The 16,016-nt window shown below is 67.6% G+C and carries 18 protein-coding genes; 6 read left to right on the top strand and 12 right to left on the bottom strand.

Annotation, left to right across the window (positions count from 1 at the left end; translation table 11 throughout):
* Positions 1-37 precede the first annotated feature (37 nt).
* The 12 genes from ACK3BB_RS17825 to secG form a co-directional block, all read right to left on the bottom strand.
* On the bottom strand, positions 38-1,396 hold the full coding sequence (locus ACK3BB_RS17825) for a glutamine synthetase family protein (RefSeq protein WP_428925986.1): 1,359 nt from the start codon (positions 1,394-1,396) through the stop codon (positions 38-40).
* A complete protein-coding gene (locus ACK3BB_RS17820; protein WP_428925985.1) occupies positions 1,396-2,079 on the bottom strand; it encodes a type 1 glutamine amidotransferase in 684 nt (227 codons plus the stop codon). The genes ACK3BB_RS17825 and ACK3BB_RS17820 overlap by 1 nt, the downstream gene beginning before the upstream one ends.
* 60 nt (positions 2,080-2,139) lie before the next feature.
* Positions 2,140-3,456: a glutamine synthetase family protein gene (locus ACK3BB_RS17815; RefSeq protein ID WP_428925984.1), complete on the bottom strand. Its 1,317-nt coding sequence runs from the start codon at positions 3,454-3,456 to the stop codon at positions 2,140-2,142.
* Positions 3,457-3,470: 14 nt separating this feature from the next.
* A complete protein-coding gene (locus ACK3BB_RS17810) occupies positions 3,471-4,277 on the bottom strand; it encodes an ABC transporter permease (protein ID WP_428925983.1) in 807 nt (268 codons plus the stop codon).
* 349 nt (positions 4,278-4,626) lie between these two features.
* Positions 4,627-5,511, bottom strand: a complete 885-nt coding sequence (locus tag ACK3BB_RS17805; RefSeq protein WP_428925982.1) for an ABC transporter permease — start codon at positions 5,509-5,511, stop codon at positions 4,627-4,629.
* Positions 5,512-5,564: 53 nt separating this feature from the next.
* The gene (locus tag ACK3BB_RS17800; RefSeq protein WP_428925981.1) at positions 5,565-6,287 is read right to left on the bottom strand and encodes a transporter substrate-binding domain-containing protein; all 723 of its coding nucleotides are present in this window, start codon (positions 6,285-6,287) and stop codon (positions 5,565-5,567) included.
* A 28-nt stretch (positions 6,288-6,315) separates the two neighbouring features.
* On the bottom strand, positions 6,316-7,089 hold the full coding sequence (locus ACK3BB_RS17795) for an ABC transporter ATP-binding protein (RefSeq protein WP_428928761.1): 774 nt from the start codon (positions 7,087-7,089) through the stop codon (positions 6,316-6,318).
* Positions 7,090-7,274: 185 nt separating this feature from the next.
* The gene (locus ACK3BB_RS17790; protein WP_428925980.1) at positions 7,275-8,078 is read right to left on the bottom strand and encodes a phosphate/phosphite/phosphonate ABC transporter substrate-binding protein; all 804 of its coding nucleotides are present in this window, start codon (positions 8,076-8,078) and stop codon (positions 7,275-7,277) included.
* The gene (locus tag ACK3BB_RS17785) at positions 8,075-8,512 is read right to left on the bottom strand and encodes a TerB family tellurite resistance protein (RefSeq protein WP_428925979.1); all 438 of its coding nucleotides are present in this window, start codon (positions 8,510-8,512) and stop codon (positions 8,075-8,077) included. The genes ACK3BB_RS17790 and ACK3BB_RS17785 overlap by 4 nt, the downstream gene beginning before the upstream one ends.
* 442 nt (positions 8,513-8,954) lie before the next feature.
* Entirely contained in the window at positions 8,955-9,404 is a 450-nt protein-coding gene (locus tag ACK3BB_RS17780; RefSeq protein ID WP_428925978.1) for a TerB family tellurite resistance protein, read from the bottom strand.
* Positions 9,405-9,725: 321 nt separating this feature from the next.
* Entirely contained in the window at positions 9,726-11,369 is a 1,644-nt protein-coding gene (locus tag ACK3BB_RS17775; RefSeq protein ID WP_428925977.1) for a CTP synthase, read from the bottom strand.
* 225 nt (positions 11,370-11,594) lie between these two features.
* The gene (gene secG, locus ACK3BB_RS17770) at positions 11,595-11,963 is read right to left on the bottom strand and encodes a preprotein translocase subunit SecG (RefSeq protein ID WP_428925976.1); all 369 of its coding nucleotides are present in this window, start codon (positions 11,961-11,963) and stop codon (positions 11,595-11,597) included.
* A 126-nt stretch (positions 11,964-12,089) separates the two neighbouring features.
* On the opposite strand from secG, the gene nthA reads away from it, so the two are divergent.
* From nthA to ACK3BB_RS17740, 6 genes are all read left to right on the top strand, one after another.
* A complete protein-coding gene (nthA, locus tag ACK3BB_RS17765; RefSeq protein WP_428925975.1) occupies positions 12,090-12,725 on the top strand; it encodes a nitrile hydratase subunit alpha in 636 nt (211 codons plus the stop codon).
* Positions 12,722-13,402 carry a nitrile hydratase subunit beta gene (nthB, locus tag ACK3BB_RS17760; protein ID WP_428925974.1) on the top strand — a complete coding sequence of 227 codons (681 nt, stop codon included), beginning with the start codon at positions 12,722-12,724 and terminating at the stop codon, positions 13,400-13,402. The genes nthA and nthB overlap by 4 nt, the downstream gene beginning before the upstream one ends.
* A complete protein-coding gene (locus tag ACK3BB_RS17755) occupies positions 13,399-13,824 on the top strand; it encodes a nitrile hydratase accessory protein (protein ID WP_428925973.1) in 426 nt (141 codons plus the stop codon). The genes nthB and ACK3BB_RS17755 overlap by 4 nt, the downstream gene beginning before the upstream one ends.
* A 140-nt stretch (positions 13,825-13,964) precedes the next feature.
* Complete coding sequence (locus tag ACK3BB_RS17750) at positions 13,965-15,257, top strand: adenylosuccinate synthase (protein WP_428925972.1); 1,293 nt, start codon at positions 13,965-13,967, stop codon at positions 15,255-15,257.
* Positions 15,258-15,259: 2 nt separating this feature from the next.
* On the top strand, positions 15,260-15,559 hold the full coding sequence (locus tag ACK3BB_RS17745) for a DUF2842 domain-containing protein (protein ID WP_428925971.1): 300 nt from the start codon (positions 15,260-15,262) through the stop codon (positions 15,557-15,559).
* 11 nt (positions 15,560-15,570) lie between these two features.
* The gene (locus ACK3BB_RS17740; protein ID WP_428925970.1) at positions 15,571-16,005 is read left to right on the top strand and encodes a hypothetical protein; all 435 of its coding nucleotides are present in this window, start codon (positions 15,571-15,573) and stop codon (positions 16,003-16,005) included.
* Positions 16,006-16,016 lie beyond the last annotated feature (11 nt).

Genomic DNA, 16,016 nt, shown 5'->3' with positions numbered 1-16,016 from the left:
CTCTTCAAAAATATCCGGCCGGACGCCCGGGCCGGGATCACACGTTCAGAAGAAGGTGCTCCCGTTCCCAGGGCGAGATCACCTGCAGGAATTCCTCGTATTCCGTCCGTTTCACGATGCCGTAGACCCGCGCGAATTCCGGCCCCAGCACCTCGTGCAGGTCACGCGCCTCGTCGAACAGGTCCAGCGCCGAGCCCAGCACCCGGGGGATGTCGCCCTCGCTGTCATAGGCATCGCCGGTATATTGCTCGGAGGGCTCGCGCTTCTGCATCAGGCCGAGATAGCCGCAGGCCAGCGAGGCCGCGATGCCCAGGTAGGGGTTGCAATCCATCCCCGCCAGCCGGTTTTCCACCCGCCGTCCGGCCGGGTCCGAGATCGGCACCCGGATGCCCGTCGTGCGGTTGTCGTGGCCCCAGCTCAGGTTGATCGGCGCGGCATGGTCCTTGACGTAGCGCCGGTAGGAATTGACGTAGGGTGCCAGCACCGCGATGGCATCGGGCAGATGCGCCTGCAGCCCGCCGATGAAATGCATGAAGGCCGGGGTCGACGACCCGTCCTCGGCCGAGAACAGGTTGCGCCCGGTGTCCATGTCCAGCACCGAATGGTGGATATGCATGGCCGAGCCCGGCTCGTCGGCGATCGGCTTGGCCATGAAGGTCGCAAAGCAATCGTGGCGCAGCGCCGCCTCGCGGATCAGCCGCTTGAAATAGAACACCTCGTCGGCCAGCTTGACCGGATCGCCGTGGCGCAGGTTGATCTCCAGCTGGCCGGCCCCGCCTTCCTGGGTGATGCCGTCGATCTCGAAGCCCTGGGCCTCGGCGAAATCGTAGATGTCGTCGATCACCGGCCCGAATTCGTCCACGGCTGTCATCGAATAGGCCTGGCGCGCCGCCGCCGGCCGGCCCGACCGGCCCATCATCGGCGCGATGTCCTGGGCCGGGTCGATGTTGCGCGCCACCAGGAAGAATTCCATCTCGGGCGCCACCACCGGCGTCCAGCCCTGGTCGTGGTAAAGCTGCACCACCCGTTTCAGCACGTTGCGTGGGGCAAAGGGCACCGGCGCGCCGGCGATGTCCAGCGCGTCATGGATCACCTGCAGGGTCCAGTCGCCGGTCCAGGGCGCGGCCGTGGCCGTGGTCATGTCGGGCACCAGCATCATGTCGCGCTCGACGAAACCGGCCTCGCCGGCCGCATCCGACCAATCGCCGGTGATGGTCTGGTAGAAGATGCTGTCGGGCAGGTGGAACATCTTCTGCCGGGCGAACTTGCTGGCCGGCACGGCCTTGCCCCGGGCGATGCCCGGCAGGTCGGCGATGATGCATTCCACCTCGTCCAGCCGGCGGTTTTCCAGGTATTCGGCCGCGGCTTGCGGCAGGTCGGACATCCAGTCGCTCATCACGCGCGCTCCTTGAGGAAGAACCGGGCCATCTCGTCGGCCACGTCCAGCCGGTCGGTCGGCTGGTCCAGCCGGGCCCGGGCATCGGAAATCAGGTCGGCGGGCACCACGCCCGGCGCCCGGTGGGTCAGCAGCCCCTCGACAAAGGCGCTGTCGAATTCGGGATGGGGCTGGCAGGTCCAGATCGTGTCGCCATAGCCCAGGATGGCATGGGGCGCGAAGGCATTGCCCCCCAGCACCCGGGCCCCGTCGGGCAGTTCGGTGACCTGGTCCTGGTGCCAGGCATTGATCGCCACGGCCCGCCCGTCACAATCATAGACCTGGCGGCCGACGGCCCAGCCGCCGGCGAATTTCTCGACCTTGCCGCCAAGCGCCTGGGCAATGATCTGGTGGCCGAAACACACGCCGACCAGCGGCCGGCCGCTGGCCTGGATGCGCCGGATGAAATCCTCGAGCGGCGGGATCCAGGGATGGTCTTCGTAGGCCCCGTGGCGCGAGCCGGTGATAAGCCAGCCATCGGCGGCCTCGGGCCCGTCGGGCAGGGCGGCGCCGTCGACGACGGCCCATGTCCGGAAAGAGAACCCGTGCCCGCCCAGCAGGGTCACGAAGAGCTGGTCGTAATCGCCGGTTTCGTCAAGAAGCGCATCGGGCGCATGGCCCGTCTGCAGGATACCGATTTTCATGAAGCACCGAATTTGATCAAATTCGAGGATAGGCCCCTTCGATACGGGTTTCAAGCCTCCTCAGGCGGTCTCGATCAGGGATTCCCAATGCTTCTCGGGATCCATCTCGCCGAAGACCGCGCATTCCTGGCGCTTGGTCATGACGAGGTAATCGATCAGGTCGGGCGGCAGGATGCGCCGCATCAGCGCGCTTTGTTCCAGCCGGTCGATGGCCCCGGTCCAGTCGGCGGCCAGGGCGGGGGCATCGGCGATCGCATAGGCATTGCCCGAGATCGGCTCGGGCGGGGTCAGCTCGTCCTCGATGCCGACGAGGCCGGCGCCCAGCACGGTGGCCAGAAGCAGGTAGGGGTTCACGTCGCCCCCGGCGCTGCGGTGTTCGATGCGCCGCGCAACGGGCGGGCCGCCGGGAATGCGGATGGCCGCCGTGCGGTTCTCATAGGCCCAGACGGCGGCGGTCGGCGCATGGGCGCCCGGCACCAGCCGGTCATAGGAATTGCCGAACGGCGCGAAGATCAGCGTGCTGTCGGGCATGGCCGCGAGGCAGCCGGCCACGGCTGATGCGAGCAGGTCCGTGCCCTTGGGCCCGCCGTCGGAAAAGATGTTGCGCCCCTCGGAATCCAGCACCGAGAAATGCACGTGCATGCCGTTGCCCGCATCGTCCATGTAGGGCTTGGCCATGAAGGTCGCGGCCATCTTGTACTTGCGCGCCAGGCCCTGGACCAGGGCCTTGAACAGCCAGGCATCATCGGCCGCGCGCAGGGCGGTCTGGTGGGTCAGCGTGACCTCGAACTGGCCGACACCGGCCTCGGCGATGATGTTGTCGGCCGGAATGCCCATGTCCTCGCAGCCGTCGTAGAGATCGGAGAAAAAGGCATCGAAGGCATCAAGTTCCTGGATCGACAGCACCGCGCCATGGGCCAGCCGGCGGCCCGAATGAGGATCGATCACCGGCAGCATGGTCTCGCCGCTGTCGTCGACCAGGGTGAATTCCATCTCGGTCGCGGCCACGACCTCCCAGCCGCGCGCGGCGTAGCGCGCCAGCACGGCTTCCAGCGCCGCGCGGGGGTCGCCGGCAAAGGGCCGGCCGCTTTCGTGGCGCATGGTCATGGGCACCAGGGCCGAGGGCCGGTCGAGCCAGGGCATGGGCACCGGCCCGCGCCCGGTGGGCACCAGCACGCCATCGGCATCACCGGTCTCGAAGACCAGCGGCGAATTCTCGATGTCATGGCCCCACAGGTCGACATTGAGCGCCGAGAACGGCATGCGCACGCCCTTGTCCATCCCCGCCAGGGCCCGCCCGGGCACGCGTTTGCCGCGCATCCGGCCGTTGAGGTCGCAGGCGGCGATGCGGATCGTGGGATAGGCGGTGGGGCTCATTTGGATTGTCCAGGTTAACGCAAGAGATTCGGCCGCACGCGCATCCGCGGCCGCCGTTCAGCGGGAAGGTGGCGGTTCAGCCGGCGGTTCACAAGGCCGAACAGCGCGATGACGATCAGGGTCAGCAGGATGAAATAGCCAGCCAGGATCGGGTAGGGCACGAAGGGGTTGAAGGTCTTGTCGGCGAAGTAATTGGCGTAATAGAGCGCGTCGCCTTCCTGGCGCCAGGCCGGGAAGCCGGAAAAATAGACCAGCGTCGTGGCATGGAAGAGAAAGATCGCCTCGTTGGTATAGGCCGGCCAGGCCAGCCGCAGCATGGTCGGCCAGACGATGCGCCGGAACCGCTTGATCCCGGTAAAGCCATAGGCGTCAGCGGCCTCGATGTCGCCCTTGGGGATCGACAGCAGCGCGCCGTGAAAGATCTCGCCCGAATAGGCGGCGGTGTTGAGGAACAGCACGATCAGCGCGCCCAGCCAGGCGGCGGTCAGCGGGCCGAAGGCCGGGTTGAGGCCCTTGAGGTTGAGAAAGAGGAAATAGGCAAAGAAGAACTGGATGAAGAGCGGCGAGCCCCGGAAGACAAAGATGAACCAGGTCGCCGCCTTGCGCAGGAAAAAATTCTGCGAATTTTTTGCCACCGCCAGGCCCGTGGCCAGCGCAAAACCCAGGACCAGGGCGAAGAGCCCGAAGTAGATGTTCCAGATCATGCCCGAGCCGATCAGAACAACCTGTTCGCACAAGGTGAAATCGGAGCGCGGCAACAGCCGCTCGCCTACGCCGACAGAGCGGAAGGCATAGGCCTGGACGGTTTCCCAGCAGCTCATGTCCGGCCTCCGGTCAGGGTGGGGCGGGCGGCACGACAAGCCGGGCGGGTGCCATGACGGAACAGGTCGTCGTCACGATGGGCGGGGCGGGTGCCATGACGGAACAGGCCGCCGGCACGATGGGCGGGGCGGGTGGCATGAAGGCCCCGGCTGGCGGGACGATGGCCCGGACAAAGGCTGTTGCGGGCGGAACAGGCCGGACGGGTGGCATGCCGGGCCAAGCCGCCCGCATCATGACGGCCCCGGCCGGCCGCTGGGCCGTCACCGGCCGCCATGGACCCTGCGGCACCCTGCGGCATGGTTCCGGGCGCCGTCGGCTGGGCAGACGGGCAGGCACTGCGGGGGGCGGTCATGCGGCGGCCTTTCTCTGGGCTTCGCCGCCGGCCGTGGCCTGGCCATGGGTCAGCCGGGCCATGATCCGGCCGAGCACGATTTCCGACACCCGGGTGAAGCCCAGGTAGAAGACCAGCAGGGCCAGGAAATACCACATCCGCCAGTCGCCATGGGGATAGGCCGTGAACTTGGGCGTCTTGGTCCCGCCCAACTCGCGGGCCCAGTAGACGATATCCTCGATACCCAGCAGGAACAGCAGCGGCGTGGCCTTGATCAGCACCATCCACAGGTTCGACAGGCCGGGCAGGGCATAGACCCACATCTGCGGCACCAGGATGCGCCAGAAGGTCTGGCGGTGGGTCATGCCATAGGCTTCGGCCGTCTCCAGCTGGGCCCGGGGCACGGCCCGCATGGCCCCGAAAAGCACGTTGGCCGCAAAGGCTCCGAAGACGATGGAAAAGGTCAGCACGGCCAGGAAGAACCCGTAGGTCTCGTGCATCCATTCCGGCGCCGTGCCCAGCGGCAGCTTGGCCGCCTGGCAGACGATGAAATCCGATCCCTGGCGCACGGGCTGGTCCCAGTCGGGGCACAGCACCCGGTGGCGCAGATATTCAAAGCCCTGGTCCAGGGCGATGACGAAGAACAGGAAGAACGCGATGTCCGGCACGCCGCGCACCACGGCGATATAGATCTTGCCCAGCCAGGCCAGCGGGGCCACCCGCGACCGGGCCGACATGGCCCCGACAAAGCCGAATCCCAGCGCCACCGGCGCGGTGATGGCCAGCAACAGCAGCACCTTGAAGAAGGCCGCATAGAACTGCAGGTGGACGCCCGTTGTCAGGTAGCAGGCCATCCACCGGGCATTGCCCAGCTGTTCGGGATCGGAGCAGAAGGAGAACATCGCGGATCACCCCGGCCCGCCACCCTTGGGGGGCGCGGGCCGGGGCCGGTCACTCAGTAGGTGGCCACGTCGGCGCTGAACCACTTGGTCAGCAGCTCGTTCAGCGTGCCGTCGTCCTTCATCGAAGTGATGGCCGCGTCGAACTTGTCCTTCAGCTCGCCGTCGCTTTCACGCAGGCCCATGCCCACGCCGCCACCCAGCGGCACCTTGTCGCCGGCAAACATCAGCTCGCCGCCCGAGGCTTCGACGATCGGCACGAGATAGTCGTAATCGGCCAGCACCGCATCGGCCTCGCCGTTGCGCACGGCGGCGACGGTTTCCTCGGGCGTGGCGAATTCGACCAGGGTCGCGCCGGTCTCGGCCACGTGGCTGGCCTGGATCGTGCCGGTCTGGGCCGCGATCACGCCGCCAGTCAGGTCGACGCCTTCCATGGCCGCGACATAGGCCGAGGCCGTCGGCGGGTAGTAATCCTGGGTGAAGTCGATGACCTCGTCACGCTCGTCGGTGATCGACATGCCCGCGATGATCGTGTCGTAATTGCCCGACACCAGGTTGGGAATGATCGAATCCCAGTCGTTCTTGACCCATTCGCAGGTCAGCTCGGCCCGGGCGCACAGCTCGTCGCCCAGTTCGCGCTCGAAACCGTCGATCTCGCCGGCATCGTTGATGAAGTTGTACGGAGGATAGGCGCCCTCGGTGCCCATGCGCACGGTCTGGGCCATGGCAAGGCCGGCGGACAGCGCCAGCACGGCGGTGCTCAGGATCAGGGTCTTCATTGTGGTTACTCCCGGTTTGTTATTGGTTTTACGCCGTGTGGGACAGGAACCCGCGCAGGCGTTCGGATTTGGGCGCGCCGAACAGCGCGTCCGGCGGGCCTTCCTCCTCGATCAGGCCCTGGTGCAGAAAGACGACATGGTCGCTCACGTCATGGGCCAGTTTCATGTCATGGGTCACGATGATCATCGTGCGCCCCTCGGCGGCCAGGTCCTTGATGACCTTGACCACTTCCTGTTCCAGCTCGGGGTCCAGCGCGCTGGTCGGTTCGTCGAACAGCAGCGCCTCGGGCTCCATGGCCAGCGCCCGCGCGATGGCCGCGCGCTGTTGCTGGCCGCCCGACAGCTGGGCCGGCCAGGCATCGCATTTGTCGCCAATGCCGACCTTGCCCAGGTAGGCCCGGGCGCGGCTTTCCACCGCCGCCCGATCATGGCCCAGGACGGTGACCGGCGCTTCCATGACGTTTTGCAGGATGGTCATGTGTGACCACAGGTTGAACTGCTGAAAGACCATCGACAGGTTGGTCCGGATGCGCAGCACCTGTTTCGCATCGGCCGGCCGGCGGGCCATCATCTCGCCGCGCCAGGCCACCGGCTCGCCCTTGAACAGCACCTCTCCGCGCTGGCTGTCTTCGAGCAGGTTGGCGCAGCGCAGAAGGGTTGACTTGCCCGATCCCGACGAGCCGATCAGCGACACGACATCGCCCCGGCGGGCCGAGATGGACACGCCCTTGAGCACTTCGAGCGACCCGTAGGCCTTGTGCAGGTCGCGGATCTCGATGACCGTGGGCGCGTCGCCCGCAATGGCGGCGGCCGGATGGTCAGTCTGTGAGGCGGCTGGCGAAGAGGCTGTCACGCAAGGTCCGTGGCTATGGGCGGTTGGCCCAAATACTGGGCAAATTCCTGGCACCTTGGCAATCCGCAAAACGCCGGGTCACCTGTGAAAAGCGGCGCGCGGGGGCCGGGCTGACGCCACGGCGCGCCGATTTTTCAGGCAGTGCCGGCGTCGGGATGGGGCGGCGTGGCCTCGGCCAGGTAGGCGGCCGGGTCGTGGCGCACCAATCCGCGCAGGTGCAGCGCGCGGCGCACCGGGTCGGGCAGGTCGGTGATGGCCGCCGTGATCGCCGCGGCGATGGCATCGGCATCGTTGCCGGGGGCAGTGATATAGGGCGTGCCCAGCGACGGCGCGGTATGGCCGACGATCTCCAGCCCGGCTGGCAGCAGGCCCAGCTCGTCCAGCATGGTCCAGCTGAGCAGGTCGATCCCGGCCATGTCGACCCGGCCTTCGGCCAGGGCGACAACGGTGCGGGCATGGCCGCCGGTGGCCAGGATCGGTCCGGGGGTGATGCCCTGTTCGACCAGCCAGGCCCGGGGATTGCCCCAGCCCGATTGCGAGAAGGCATCGTTGATGCCCAGCCGGGCGCCATCGCGGGGCCGCTCGCCCCGGCGCACGACAATGGCCGAGCGGTAATGGCCCGGCGGACAACCCGGCAGGCCGAAATCGGGGGTGCCGACCAGTTGGACCTGGTCATGCAGATGGGCGCGGTAGGGCAGCGAACAGGTCTGGCCAAGCAGCAGGTTGGGGGCGCGCCAGACCGGCCACAGATCGTCGGGCCGGCTCAGCCGGTCCGGCCCGTAGCCCAGCCGCGCCCGGATGGCCGCCCAATAGGCGTCATTGGCGGGCTGCACCGGGGGCATGTCGTAGAAGCCCAGGTAGACCAGCTGGTCCGGCCCAGTGTCAGAGCCAGTGTCGGGGCCGGAGTCAGAGCCCGTGGCCCCGGTCGTCGGGGTCATTCCCGGGCGGCCTTCTGGCGGGCGATGTTGCTGTCGCGGTCGTTGACGCCCAGCAGGCTGGCCACGACACGCAGCAGGGCGTCCTCTTCGGCCTCGCGATGGCCGTCGACCAGAGCGACTTCCCAGAGCTGTTCGATCACGGCCAACCGGTCCTCGTAGGGCACGGCTTCCTTGATCGCCCGGGTAAAGCGCACGGTGTCAGGCGCGCCGGCTTCCAGCTCTTCGGCGCGCTGGCGCAGGGCGGTGGCCTCGTCGGGCGACAGGGCATAGCGGGCGCACAACAGGGAATCGATGCGCGCGACCTCGTCGGGCGCGTAATAGCCATCGGTCCGGGCCACGCGCACCATCAGCGCAGCCAGCGCATGACGCGCATCATGATCGGAAAAGGGCTGCGGGGCCGGCTCTGTCAGGCGGCGGATGAGATCAGCGAACATGGCTTGGATATAGACCCGCCGCCGGGCGCAGGCAATTGGCGCCATGGCGCGGCGGGATGTTGGATGGGGGGACGTGTCAGCGGAGGGCGGGCACCTGCCTGGCCTCGGTGGCGAGGCGGGGGCGGTGCCTGTTGCGCGTTTGGGCTGGGCAGTCCGGGGGGGCGTGTCGGCGGCGCTAATTGTTGCCGGTCTTAATGCTTCCGCCAGTGCCTGTGCGTGTCACTTGCGCTTGTCGATCATGCGTCGTGACGGTCTGGGAGGCGCACCAGAGCCGGTGCTTGCCACGATGACCTGTACCTGACCAGGGCCGTTACGCTTGTCGCCCATGACAGGTTCGCTTGTGCCCGTGCTCGGCAGGTCACGCGTGCTAGGCGAGCCCCCGGGCGCCGTGTCTGGCCGGCTCCCGAGGGTCCAACATGCTTATTGCCCGTGGGCCGCCATCTCAGGCCAGCGCGGCCTCGGCCCGCGAGCGGGCGGCGGCATTGTCGGCAACCGACAGGCCAAGCGCCAGCCGGGCGGTCTCGACGATGGCCGTCTCGTCGTCGCGCACGTCACCATCGGCCATCACCACCTGCCACAGCGCGGTCAGCGCCTCGCAGCGGTGTTCGACATCCAGTTCCGAACGGATCAGCGCGGCAAAGGTCTCGGTGTCGGGGGCAACCGAATGCAGCTTTTCGCAGGTCGCCCGCATCTTGGCCGCATCAACCGCATCCAGCCCGAAGAGTTGCGACAGCACGCGGTCGATCAGGCTGATTTCCTCGAACTGGTAATTCCGGTCCGACATGGCGATCTGCACCATCAGCGCCCCGGTCGCCAGCCGGGCATCCGGATCGGGCAGGGGGGCCGGCTCGGAGGCGCGGAACGTGTTCAGCAATTGGGTCAGGACAGACATGGATCCCCGCTCGTCATGCGCCGCGGCCAGCGGGCCGGAATGACCGAACAGGCCGGCAGGCATCAGGGTGGGGGGAGAGGCCAGAGCGGAACGCCACATGTGTCACCTGTCTACTGAAATAAAAAGTCGTCATCTGGTCCATCAACGCGGTTAACAAATACCTTGTTCCAAAGGCTGATACAGATCGCGGGGCGAGTCCAGCCCCCAGATTCCCGCCATGATGGCAAAGGCCGCGCCCGGGTGGAGCGCGGCCTTTGCCGTTTCTTCAACGATGTCAGTGTCTTCGCCCGCCCGGCCCTCGGCCGGGCGCCGCGCCGGGGGTCACACCAGGCGCGAGGTTTCCTTCGCTGCACGGACGAAATCGTCGAACAATGGATGCGGCGCAAAGGGTTTTGATTTCAGTTCCGGGTGGAATTGCACGCCCACGAACCAGGGGTGGTCCTTCCATTCCACGATCTCGGGCAGGCGGCCGTCGGGCGACATGCCCGAGAATTTCAGCCCGACCTCTTCCAGCCGCTCGCGATAGGCCAGGTCGACCTCGTAGCGGTGGCGGTGGCGTTCCTCGATCTGGTTGCAGCCATAGATCCCGGCCACGCGCGAATCTTCGCTCAGCACGGCGTCATAGGCGCCCAGGCGCATGGTGCCGCCCTTGTCGTCATCGACCTTGCGCTCGACCTTGTGATTGCCCTGCACCCATTCCTTGAGGTGATAGACCACCGGTTCGAACCGCTTCTTGCCGGCCTCGTGGTCGAATTCCTCGGACCCGGCCTTGTCGATGCCCGCGGCGTTGCGCGCGGCCTCGATCACGGCCATCTGCATGCCCAGGCAGATGCCCAGGTAGGGCACCTTGTGCTCGCGGGCGAATTGCGCCGCCCGGATCTTGCCCTCGGTGCCCCGTTCGCCAAAGCCCCCGGGCACCAGGATCGCGTCATAGCCTTCGAGATAGGTCGCCGGGTCCTCGCGGTCGAACAGCTCGGCATCGACCCATTCCACGTTGACCTTGACCCGGTTGGAAATGCCGCCGTGGGTCAGCGCCTCGGCGATGGATTTGTAGGCGTCTTCCAGCTGGGTGTACTTGCCCACGATGGCCACGCGCACTTCGCCTTCGGGATGCGCGATCCGGTCGGCCACGTCTTCCCAGACATCCAGCTTGGGCTTGGGCGCCGGGTGGATCTGGAACGCGTCCAGCACGGCCTGGTCCAGGCCTTCACGGTGATAGACCAGCGGCGCCTCGTAGATCGATTTCAGGTCCAGCGCGGCGATCACGCTGTCGGGCCGCACGTTGCAGAACAGCGCCAGCTTCTCGCGCTCCTTGGCCGGGATCGGGCTTTCCGACCGGCAGACCAGGATGTCGGGCGCCAGGCCGATCGAGCGCAGTTCCTTGACCGAGTGCTGGGTCGGCTTGGTCTTCAGCTCGCCGCTGGCCTTGATGAAGGGCAGCAGGGTGAGATGCATGAAGACACATTGCCCGCGCGGCTTGTCCTGGCTGAACTGGCGGATGGCCTCGAAGAAGGGCAGGCCCTCGATGTCGCCGACCGTGCCGCCGATCTCGCAGAGCATGAAGTCGACTTCATCCTCGCCGATCTTGATGAATTCCTTGATCTCGTCGGTGACGTGCGGAATGACCTGGATCGTCTTGCCCAGGTAATCGCCGCGGCGTTCCTTTTCGAGCACGTCGGAATAGATCCGGCCCGAGCTGACCGAGTCGGTCTTGCGCGCGGCCACGCCCGTGAAGCGTTCGTAATGACCCAGGTCGAGATCGGTTTCCGCCCCGTCGTCGGTGACGAAGACCTCGCCATGTTCGAACGGTGACATCGTGCCGGGATCGACATTCAGGTAAGGGTCCAGCTTGCGCAGCCGGACGGAATAGCCCCGCGCCTGCAAAAGCGCGCCCAAAGCCGCGGATGCCAGCCCCTTGCCAAGGGAAGATACAACACCGCCGGTAATGAAAATGAAACGCGCCATCGTTCGGCCGCCCCCGTGATTAACTGCGTGATTATCTGCTCTCAGATAGCCTCAACGGTGGTCAAACACCGCTTCACCACGGGACTCCATCCTATCAGGATTCGCATGGAAAAGGCAAGAAAGCCGCTAGATGCTGTTGCGGCTTTTTCGCATGAGGCCAAGTCTAGTGGATTGCCGGGCCCGTCTTTCGGCGGGGCCCGGCCGATGATCCGGTTTGGTCCGGGATCAGTCTGCGCGCGGCACCAGCGGCGCCGTGTCGTCCGAGGACGGCGGCAGCAGGTCTTCGGCCGAGGGCAGTGTGGGCGTCGTGGCGGTGTCGCCGTCATCGCCCGTCAGCGGTGCGCCCGCCCGGTCGATGACCGAGGTGCCCGCCGCGTTTTCCGCCGCCAGGACGGTCAGCACGATCGAGGTGCAGATGAAGCCCGCGGCCAGGGCCCAGGTGACCTTGGACAGGGCCGTGGCCGCCGAACGCCCGGCCGTCGACGGCCCGCCCGATCCCATGCCGAGCCCGCCACCTTCGGACCGCTGCATCAGCACGACGCCGATGAGGGCCAGGGCCAGGAGGAGGTGGATGATGAGAACGACGTTTTCCATGGGGCCCCGTTTGGGTTGTTCGGTCAGGCTCGGATTTGATCGCGCGACATGTAGGCAAAACCTCTCCGGGGGGCAAGGGAGGAATCGGGCCTTGCCCGGGGCCGGCCGCAGCGGCAGGATGCCGGCATGCCCCATGATGACCACGACCACCCGCATGCCCTGTTGCCGCCCGATCCCGCCCTGCGCGTGCGGGCGCTGGAAACCCTGCTGACGCGCAAGGGCCTGATCGACCCGGCCGCGCTGGATGCCATCGTCGATACCTACGAGAACCGGATCGGGCCGCGCAACGGCGCGGCCGTCGTGGCCCGGGCCTGGTGCGATCCGGGCTTTCGCGCGGCGCTGCTGGCCGATGCCACGGCGGCGGTGACCGACATGGGGTTCTTTGGCCGGCAGGGCGAACATGTCGTGGCGGTCGAGAACACGCCCGAGGTGCACAACATGGTCGTCTGCACCCTGTGCAGCTGTTACCCGTGGCCGCTGCTGGGCGTGCCGCCGGCCTGGTACAAGTCCGATGCCTACCGCGCCCGGGCCGTGCGCGAGCCACGCAAGGTGCTGGCCGAATTCGGCGTGACCCTGCCCGAAGGCACTGCCGTGCGGGTCTGGGATTCGACAGCCGAGGTGCGGTACCTGGTGCTGCCCATGCGCCCGCCCGGCACCGAAGGGCTGGACCAGGAGGCGCTGGCCGGGCTGGTCAGCCGGGATTCGATGATCGGCACGGCGGTGGTGCAGGGCCCGGCCCCCGCGCCGGGGGCGGCGGCATGAGCCGGGTGCATGACATGGGCGGGCGGTTCGGCGACGGGCCGGTCGTGCCCGCGGCCCCCGACGAGCCGCTCTTTGCCGAGGACTGGCACCGCCAGGCCCTGGCCCTGACGCTGGCCACCGGGGCGCTTGGCAAGTGGAGCATCGACATGTCGCGCCGCGCCCGCGAGAACGTGGCGCCCAAGGATTACGCGCGGTTCACCTATTACGAGAAATGGCTGGCCGGCATGTCCGACCTGCTGGTCGAGACCGGGCTGGTCACCGCCGAGGAAATGGCCGGGCTGGTCGAGCCGGACGCCGTGGCGCCGGGAGAGGGTATCGCGCTGCGGGCCGATGCCGTGCCGGCGGTGCTGGCCCGGGGCGGGCCGGCCGACCGGCCCGGCGGGGTCGCGGCACGCTTTGCCCCGGGGGATGCCGTACGCAGCCTGCGGCCTGCGGCCAACCGGCTGGTCGATGGCGGCCACACCCGTCTGCCCGATTATGCCGCCGGGGCGCGGGGGCGGGTGGTCCTGCTGCATGGCACCCATGTCTTTCCCGACAGCAATGCCCATGGCCTGGGCGAGGCGCCCGAGCCGCTCTATGCCGTGGCCTTCCCGGCCGGCGAGCTCTGGGCCGCGCCGGAACATCCCGGCGACGAGGTGGTCTTGGACCTGTGGCAAAGCTACCTGGAGCCGGCATGACTCGGCCGCTGCCCGACGCCGTGCCCCAGCCGGTCTTTTCCGCGCCCTGGCATGCCCAGCTCTTTGCCCTGACCGTGCATCTCAACGAGAGCGGGCTGTTTTCCTGGCCCGACTGGACGGCCCGCTTCGGCGCGACGCTGGCCCGCCACGGGCTGGCCCGGGCGCAGGAAGAGGCGCGGGATGGTGTCCGGGATGGGGCAAGGGACGGTATAGAGGTCGAGGCTGAGAAGGGGACACAGGACGGGGCTCAATATGGGGGCCTTGACGGCGGCGACGATTACTTCGCCGCCTGGCTGGAAACCCTGGAAACCCTGTTGGCCGAGGGCGGCACCGCGCCGACCGCCGAGGTCGAGACCCTGCGCGCGGCCTGGGAAACGGCTTATCTGTCGACGCCCCATGGCGATCCCGTGCGCCTGGGCTAAGGCCGCCCGGCCGGCCCTGTTCCGGCCCGCACCCAGCCAGTCGTTTTCGGCATGGCCGCCACCGCGACGGAAAATCCGGTTTCACTGATCTGCCGCGAGGGCTATAGGGGCCGGGTTCCAATAGTCTCGGGAGAGATCGCATGGCAAACGTCGTCGTCGTCGGCGCCCAGTGGGGTGACGAGGGTAAAGGCAAGATCGTGGACTGGCTCAGCGAGCGCGCGGATGTGATCGCGCGTTTCCAGGGGGGCCATAACGCCGGCCACACGCTGGTCATCGATGGCGAGGTCTACAAGCTGCACGCCCTGCCGTCCGGGGTTGTCCGGTCGGGCAAGCTGTCGGTCATCGGCAACGGCGTCGTGCTGGACCCCTGGCACCTGATCAAGGAAATCGCCGCGATCCGCGCCCAGGGTGTCGAGATCACGCCCGAGACCCTGATGATCGCCGAGAACACTCCGCTGATCCTGCCGATCCACGGCGAGCTGGACCGTGCCCGCGAGGCGCAGAACTCGGTGGCCAAGATCGGCACCACCGGCCGCGGCATCGGCCCGGCCTACGAGGACAAGGTCGGCCGCCGGTCGGTCCGCGTGGCCGACCTGGCCGATGAATCGACGCTGGAACTGCGTGTCGACCGGGCGCTGGTGCACCATGACGCCCTGCGTCGCGGGCTGGGGCTGGAACCGGTGGACCGCGACGACCTGGTCGCCCGGCTGAAGGCCCTGGCACCGGAAATCCTGCCCTTTGCCGCGCCGGTCTGGAAGGAAATGAACGACCGCCGCCGGGCCGGCCAGCGCATCCTGTTCGAAGGCGCGCAGGGCTCGCTGCTGGACATCGATTTCGGGACCTATCCCTTTGTCACTTCGTCCAATGTCATCGCCGGCCAGGCCGCGACGGGCACCGGCGTGGGGCCCGGGGCCATCGATTTCGTGCTGGGCATCGTCAAGGCCTATACCACCCGCGTGGGCGAAGGCCCGTTCCCGACCGAACTGCTGGACGACACTGGCCAGCGGCTGGGCGAGCGGGGCCATGAATTCGGCACGACCACCGGGCGCAAGCGGCGGTGCGGCTGGTTCGATGCGGTTCTCGTGCGCCAGACCTGCGCCCTGTCGGGGATCAACGGCATCGCCCTGACCAAGCTCGACGTGCTGGACGGGTTCGAGACCCTGAAGATCTGCGTGGGCTACGAGCTGGACGGCCAGCGCATCGATTACCTGCCCACCGCCGCCGATCACCAGTCGCGGGCGACCCCGATCTACGAGGAAATGCCGGGTTGGAGTGAATCGACCGAAGGCGCGCGCAGCTGGGCCGACCTGCCGGCCAATGCCATCAAGTACGTGCGCCGGGTCGAAGAGCTGATCGGCTGCAACGTCGCGCTGCTGTCGACATCGCCCGAACGCGATGACACGATCCTCGTGACCGATCCCTTCGCGGACTGAGCATGAGTGACAAGCCCGCCCTCAGCTACAAGGCCCGCCGGCGCTGGTCGCTGGTCATCCTGCTGATCGGCCTGCCGGTCTACATGGTGGTGGCGGTCAGCGTGATGAACTGGCTCGGCCGTCCGCCGTTCTGGGTCGAGCTGGCGGTCTATGTCGGGCTGGGCATTCTCTGGGCCCTGCCGTTCCGCTTTGTGTTCAAGGGCATCGGCAAGGCCGATCCCGACGCGCCGGAGGACCTCTCCGCCCCGGGAACCGGGGACGGCTCGGCGCCGGGGGGCAAGCCCCCGGGCGGCAGCGCCTGATGTGGCGGGCGGTGCCTGTCCTTGCCGTCCTCGCCGGTCCGCTGGCCGCGCAGGACGACGGGGGATGGGCGCTGCTGGGCCTGGCCGAGATCACGGAAACGCCGGTGCCTGGTGACACCGGCGTGACCTACCGGATCGACAAGCGGTTCGATCCGGCCCTGCAGGCCGCGGCGGCGGCCGAATTCACCATTTCAGGCTATCTCGTTCCGCTGCTGGCGGAGCCCTATCTCGACCGGTTCCTGCTGGTGCCCGATCCGGCCGATTGCCCGTTCTGCGGCAATGCCGGCTATGGGCCGTCGCTGCCCGTCGACATGAAACGTGCCCTGCCGGACTTGCCGGAGGGCACGTTCCTGATCCTGTCCGGGCAGCTGGAACTGGATCGTTCGGCCGAGAGTTTCGACCTTTATCGCCTGGTCGATGCCGTGCGGGTGATGCCCGACGGCTGACCGCCGCGGCG

Origin of the sequence: Marinibacterium sp. SX1 (genome assembly GCF_050389775.1) — a bacterium.
In the GTDB taxonomy this organism is placed as follows: Bacteria; Pseudomonadota; Alphaproteobacteria; order Rhodobacterales; family Rhodobacteraceae; genus Marinibacterium.
This window is presented reverse-complemented; position numbering and strand designations above follow the sequence as displayed.

Excerpts from the sequence above, each read along its gene's own strand:
- ACK3BB_RS17825 (WP_428925986.1), bottom strand. The coding sequence starts at position 1,396 with ATGAGCGACTGGATGTCCGACCTGCCGCAAGCCGCGGCCGAATACCTG.
- ACK3BB_RS17820 (WP_428925985.1), bottom strand. The coding sequence starts at position 2,079 with ATGAAAATCGGTATCCTGCAGACGGGCCATGCGCCCGATGCGCTTCTT.
- ACK3BB_RS17815 (WP_428925984.1), bottom strand. The coding sequence starts at position 3,456 with ATGAGCCCCACCGCCTATCCCACGATCCGCATCGCCGCCTGCGACCTC.
- ACK3BB_RS17810 (WP_428925983.1), bottom strand. The coding sequence starts at position 4,277 with ATGAGCTGCTGGGAAACCGTCCAGGCCTATGCCTTCCGCTCTGTCGGC.
- ACK3BB_RS17805 (WP_428925982.1), bottom strand. The coding sequence starts at position 5,511 with ATGTTCTCCTTCTGCTCCGATCCCGAACAGCTGGGCAATGCCCGGTGG.
- ACK3BB_RS17800 (WP_428925981.1), bottom strand. The coding sequence starts at position 6,287 with ATGAAGACCCTGATCCTGAGCACCGCCGTGCTGGCGCTGTCCGCCGGC.
- ACK3BB_RS17790 (WP_428925980.1), bottom strand. The coding sequence starts at position 8,078 with ATGACCCCGACGACCGGGGCCACGGGCTCTGACTCCGGCCCCGACACT.
- ACK3BB_RS17785 (WP_428925979.1), bottom strand. The coding sequence starts at position 8,512 with ATGTTCGCTGATCTCATCCGCCGCCTGACAGAGCCGGCCCCGCAGCCC.
- ACK3BB_RS17780 (WP_428925978.1), bottom strand. The coding sequence starts at position 9,404 with ATGTCTGTCCTGACCCAATTGCTGAACACGTTCCGCGCCTCCGAGCCG.
- ACK3BB_RS17775 (WP_428925977.1), bottom strand. The coding sequence starts at position 11,369 with ATGGCGCGTTTCATTTTCATTACCGGCGGTGTTGTATCTTCCCTTGGC.
- secG (WP_428925976.1), bottom strand. The coding sequence starts at position 11,963 with ATGGAAAACGTCGTTCTCATCATCCACCTCCTCCTGGCCCTGGCCCTC.
- nthA (WP_428925975.1), top strand. The coding sequence starts at position 12,090 with ATGCCCCATGATGACCACGACCACCCGCATGCCCTGTTGCCGCCCGAT.
- nthB (WP_428925974.1), top strand. The coding sequence starts at position 12,722 with ATGAGCCGGGTGCATGACATGGGCGGGCGGTTCGGCGACGGGCCGGTC.
- ACK3BB_RS17755 (WP_428925973.1), top strand. The coding sequence starts at position 13,399 with ATGACTCGGCCGCTGCCCGACGCCGTGCCCCAGCCGGTCTTTTCCGCG.
- ACK3BB_RS17750 (WP_428925972.1), top strand. The coding sequence starts at position 13,965 with ATGGCAAACGTCGTCGTCGTCGGCGCCCAGTGGGGTGACGAGGGTAAA.
- ACK3BB_RS17745 (WP_428925971.1), top strand. The coding sequence starts at position 15,260 with ATGAGTGACAAGCCCGCCCTCAGCTACAAGGCCCGCCGGCGCTGGTCG.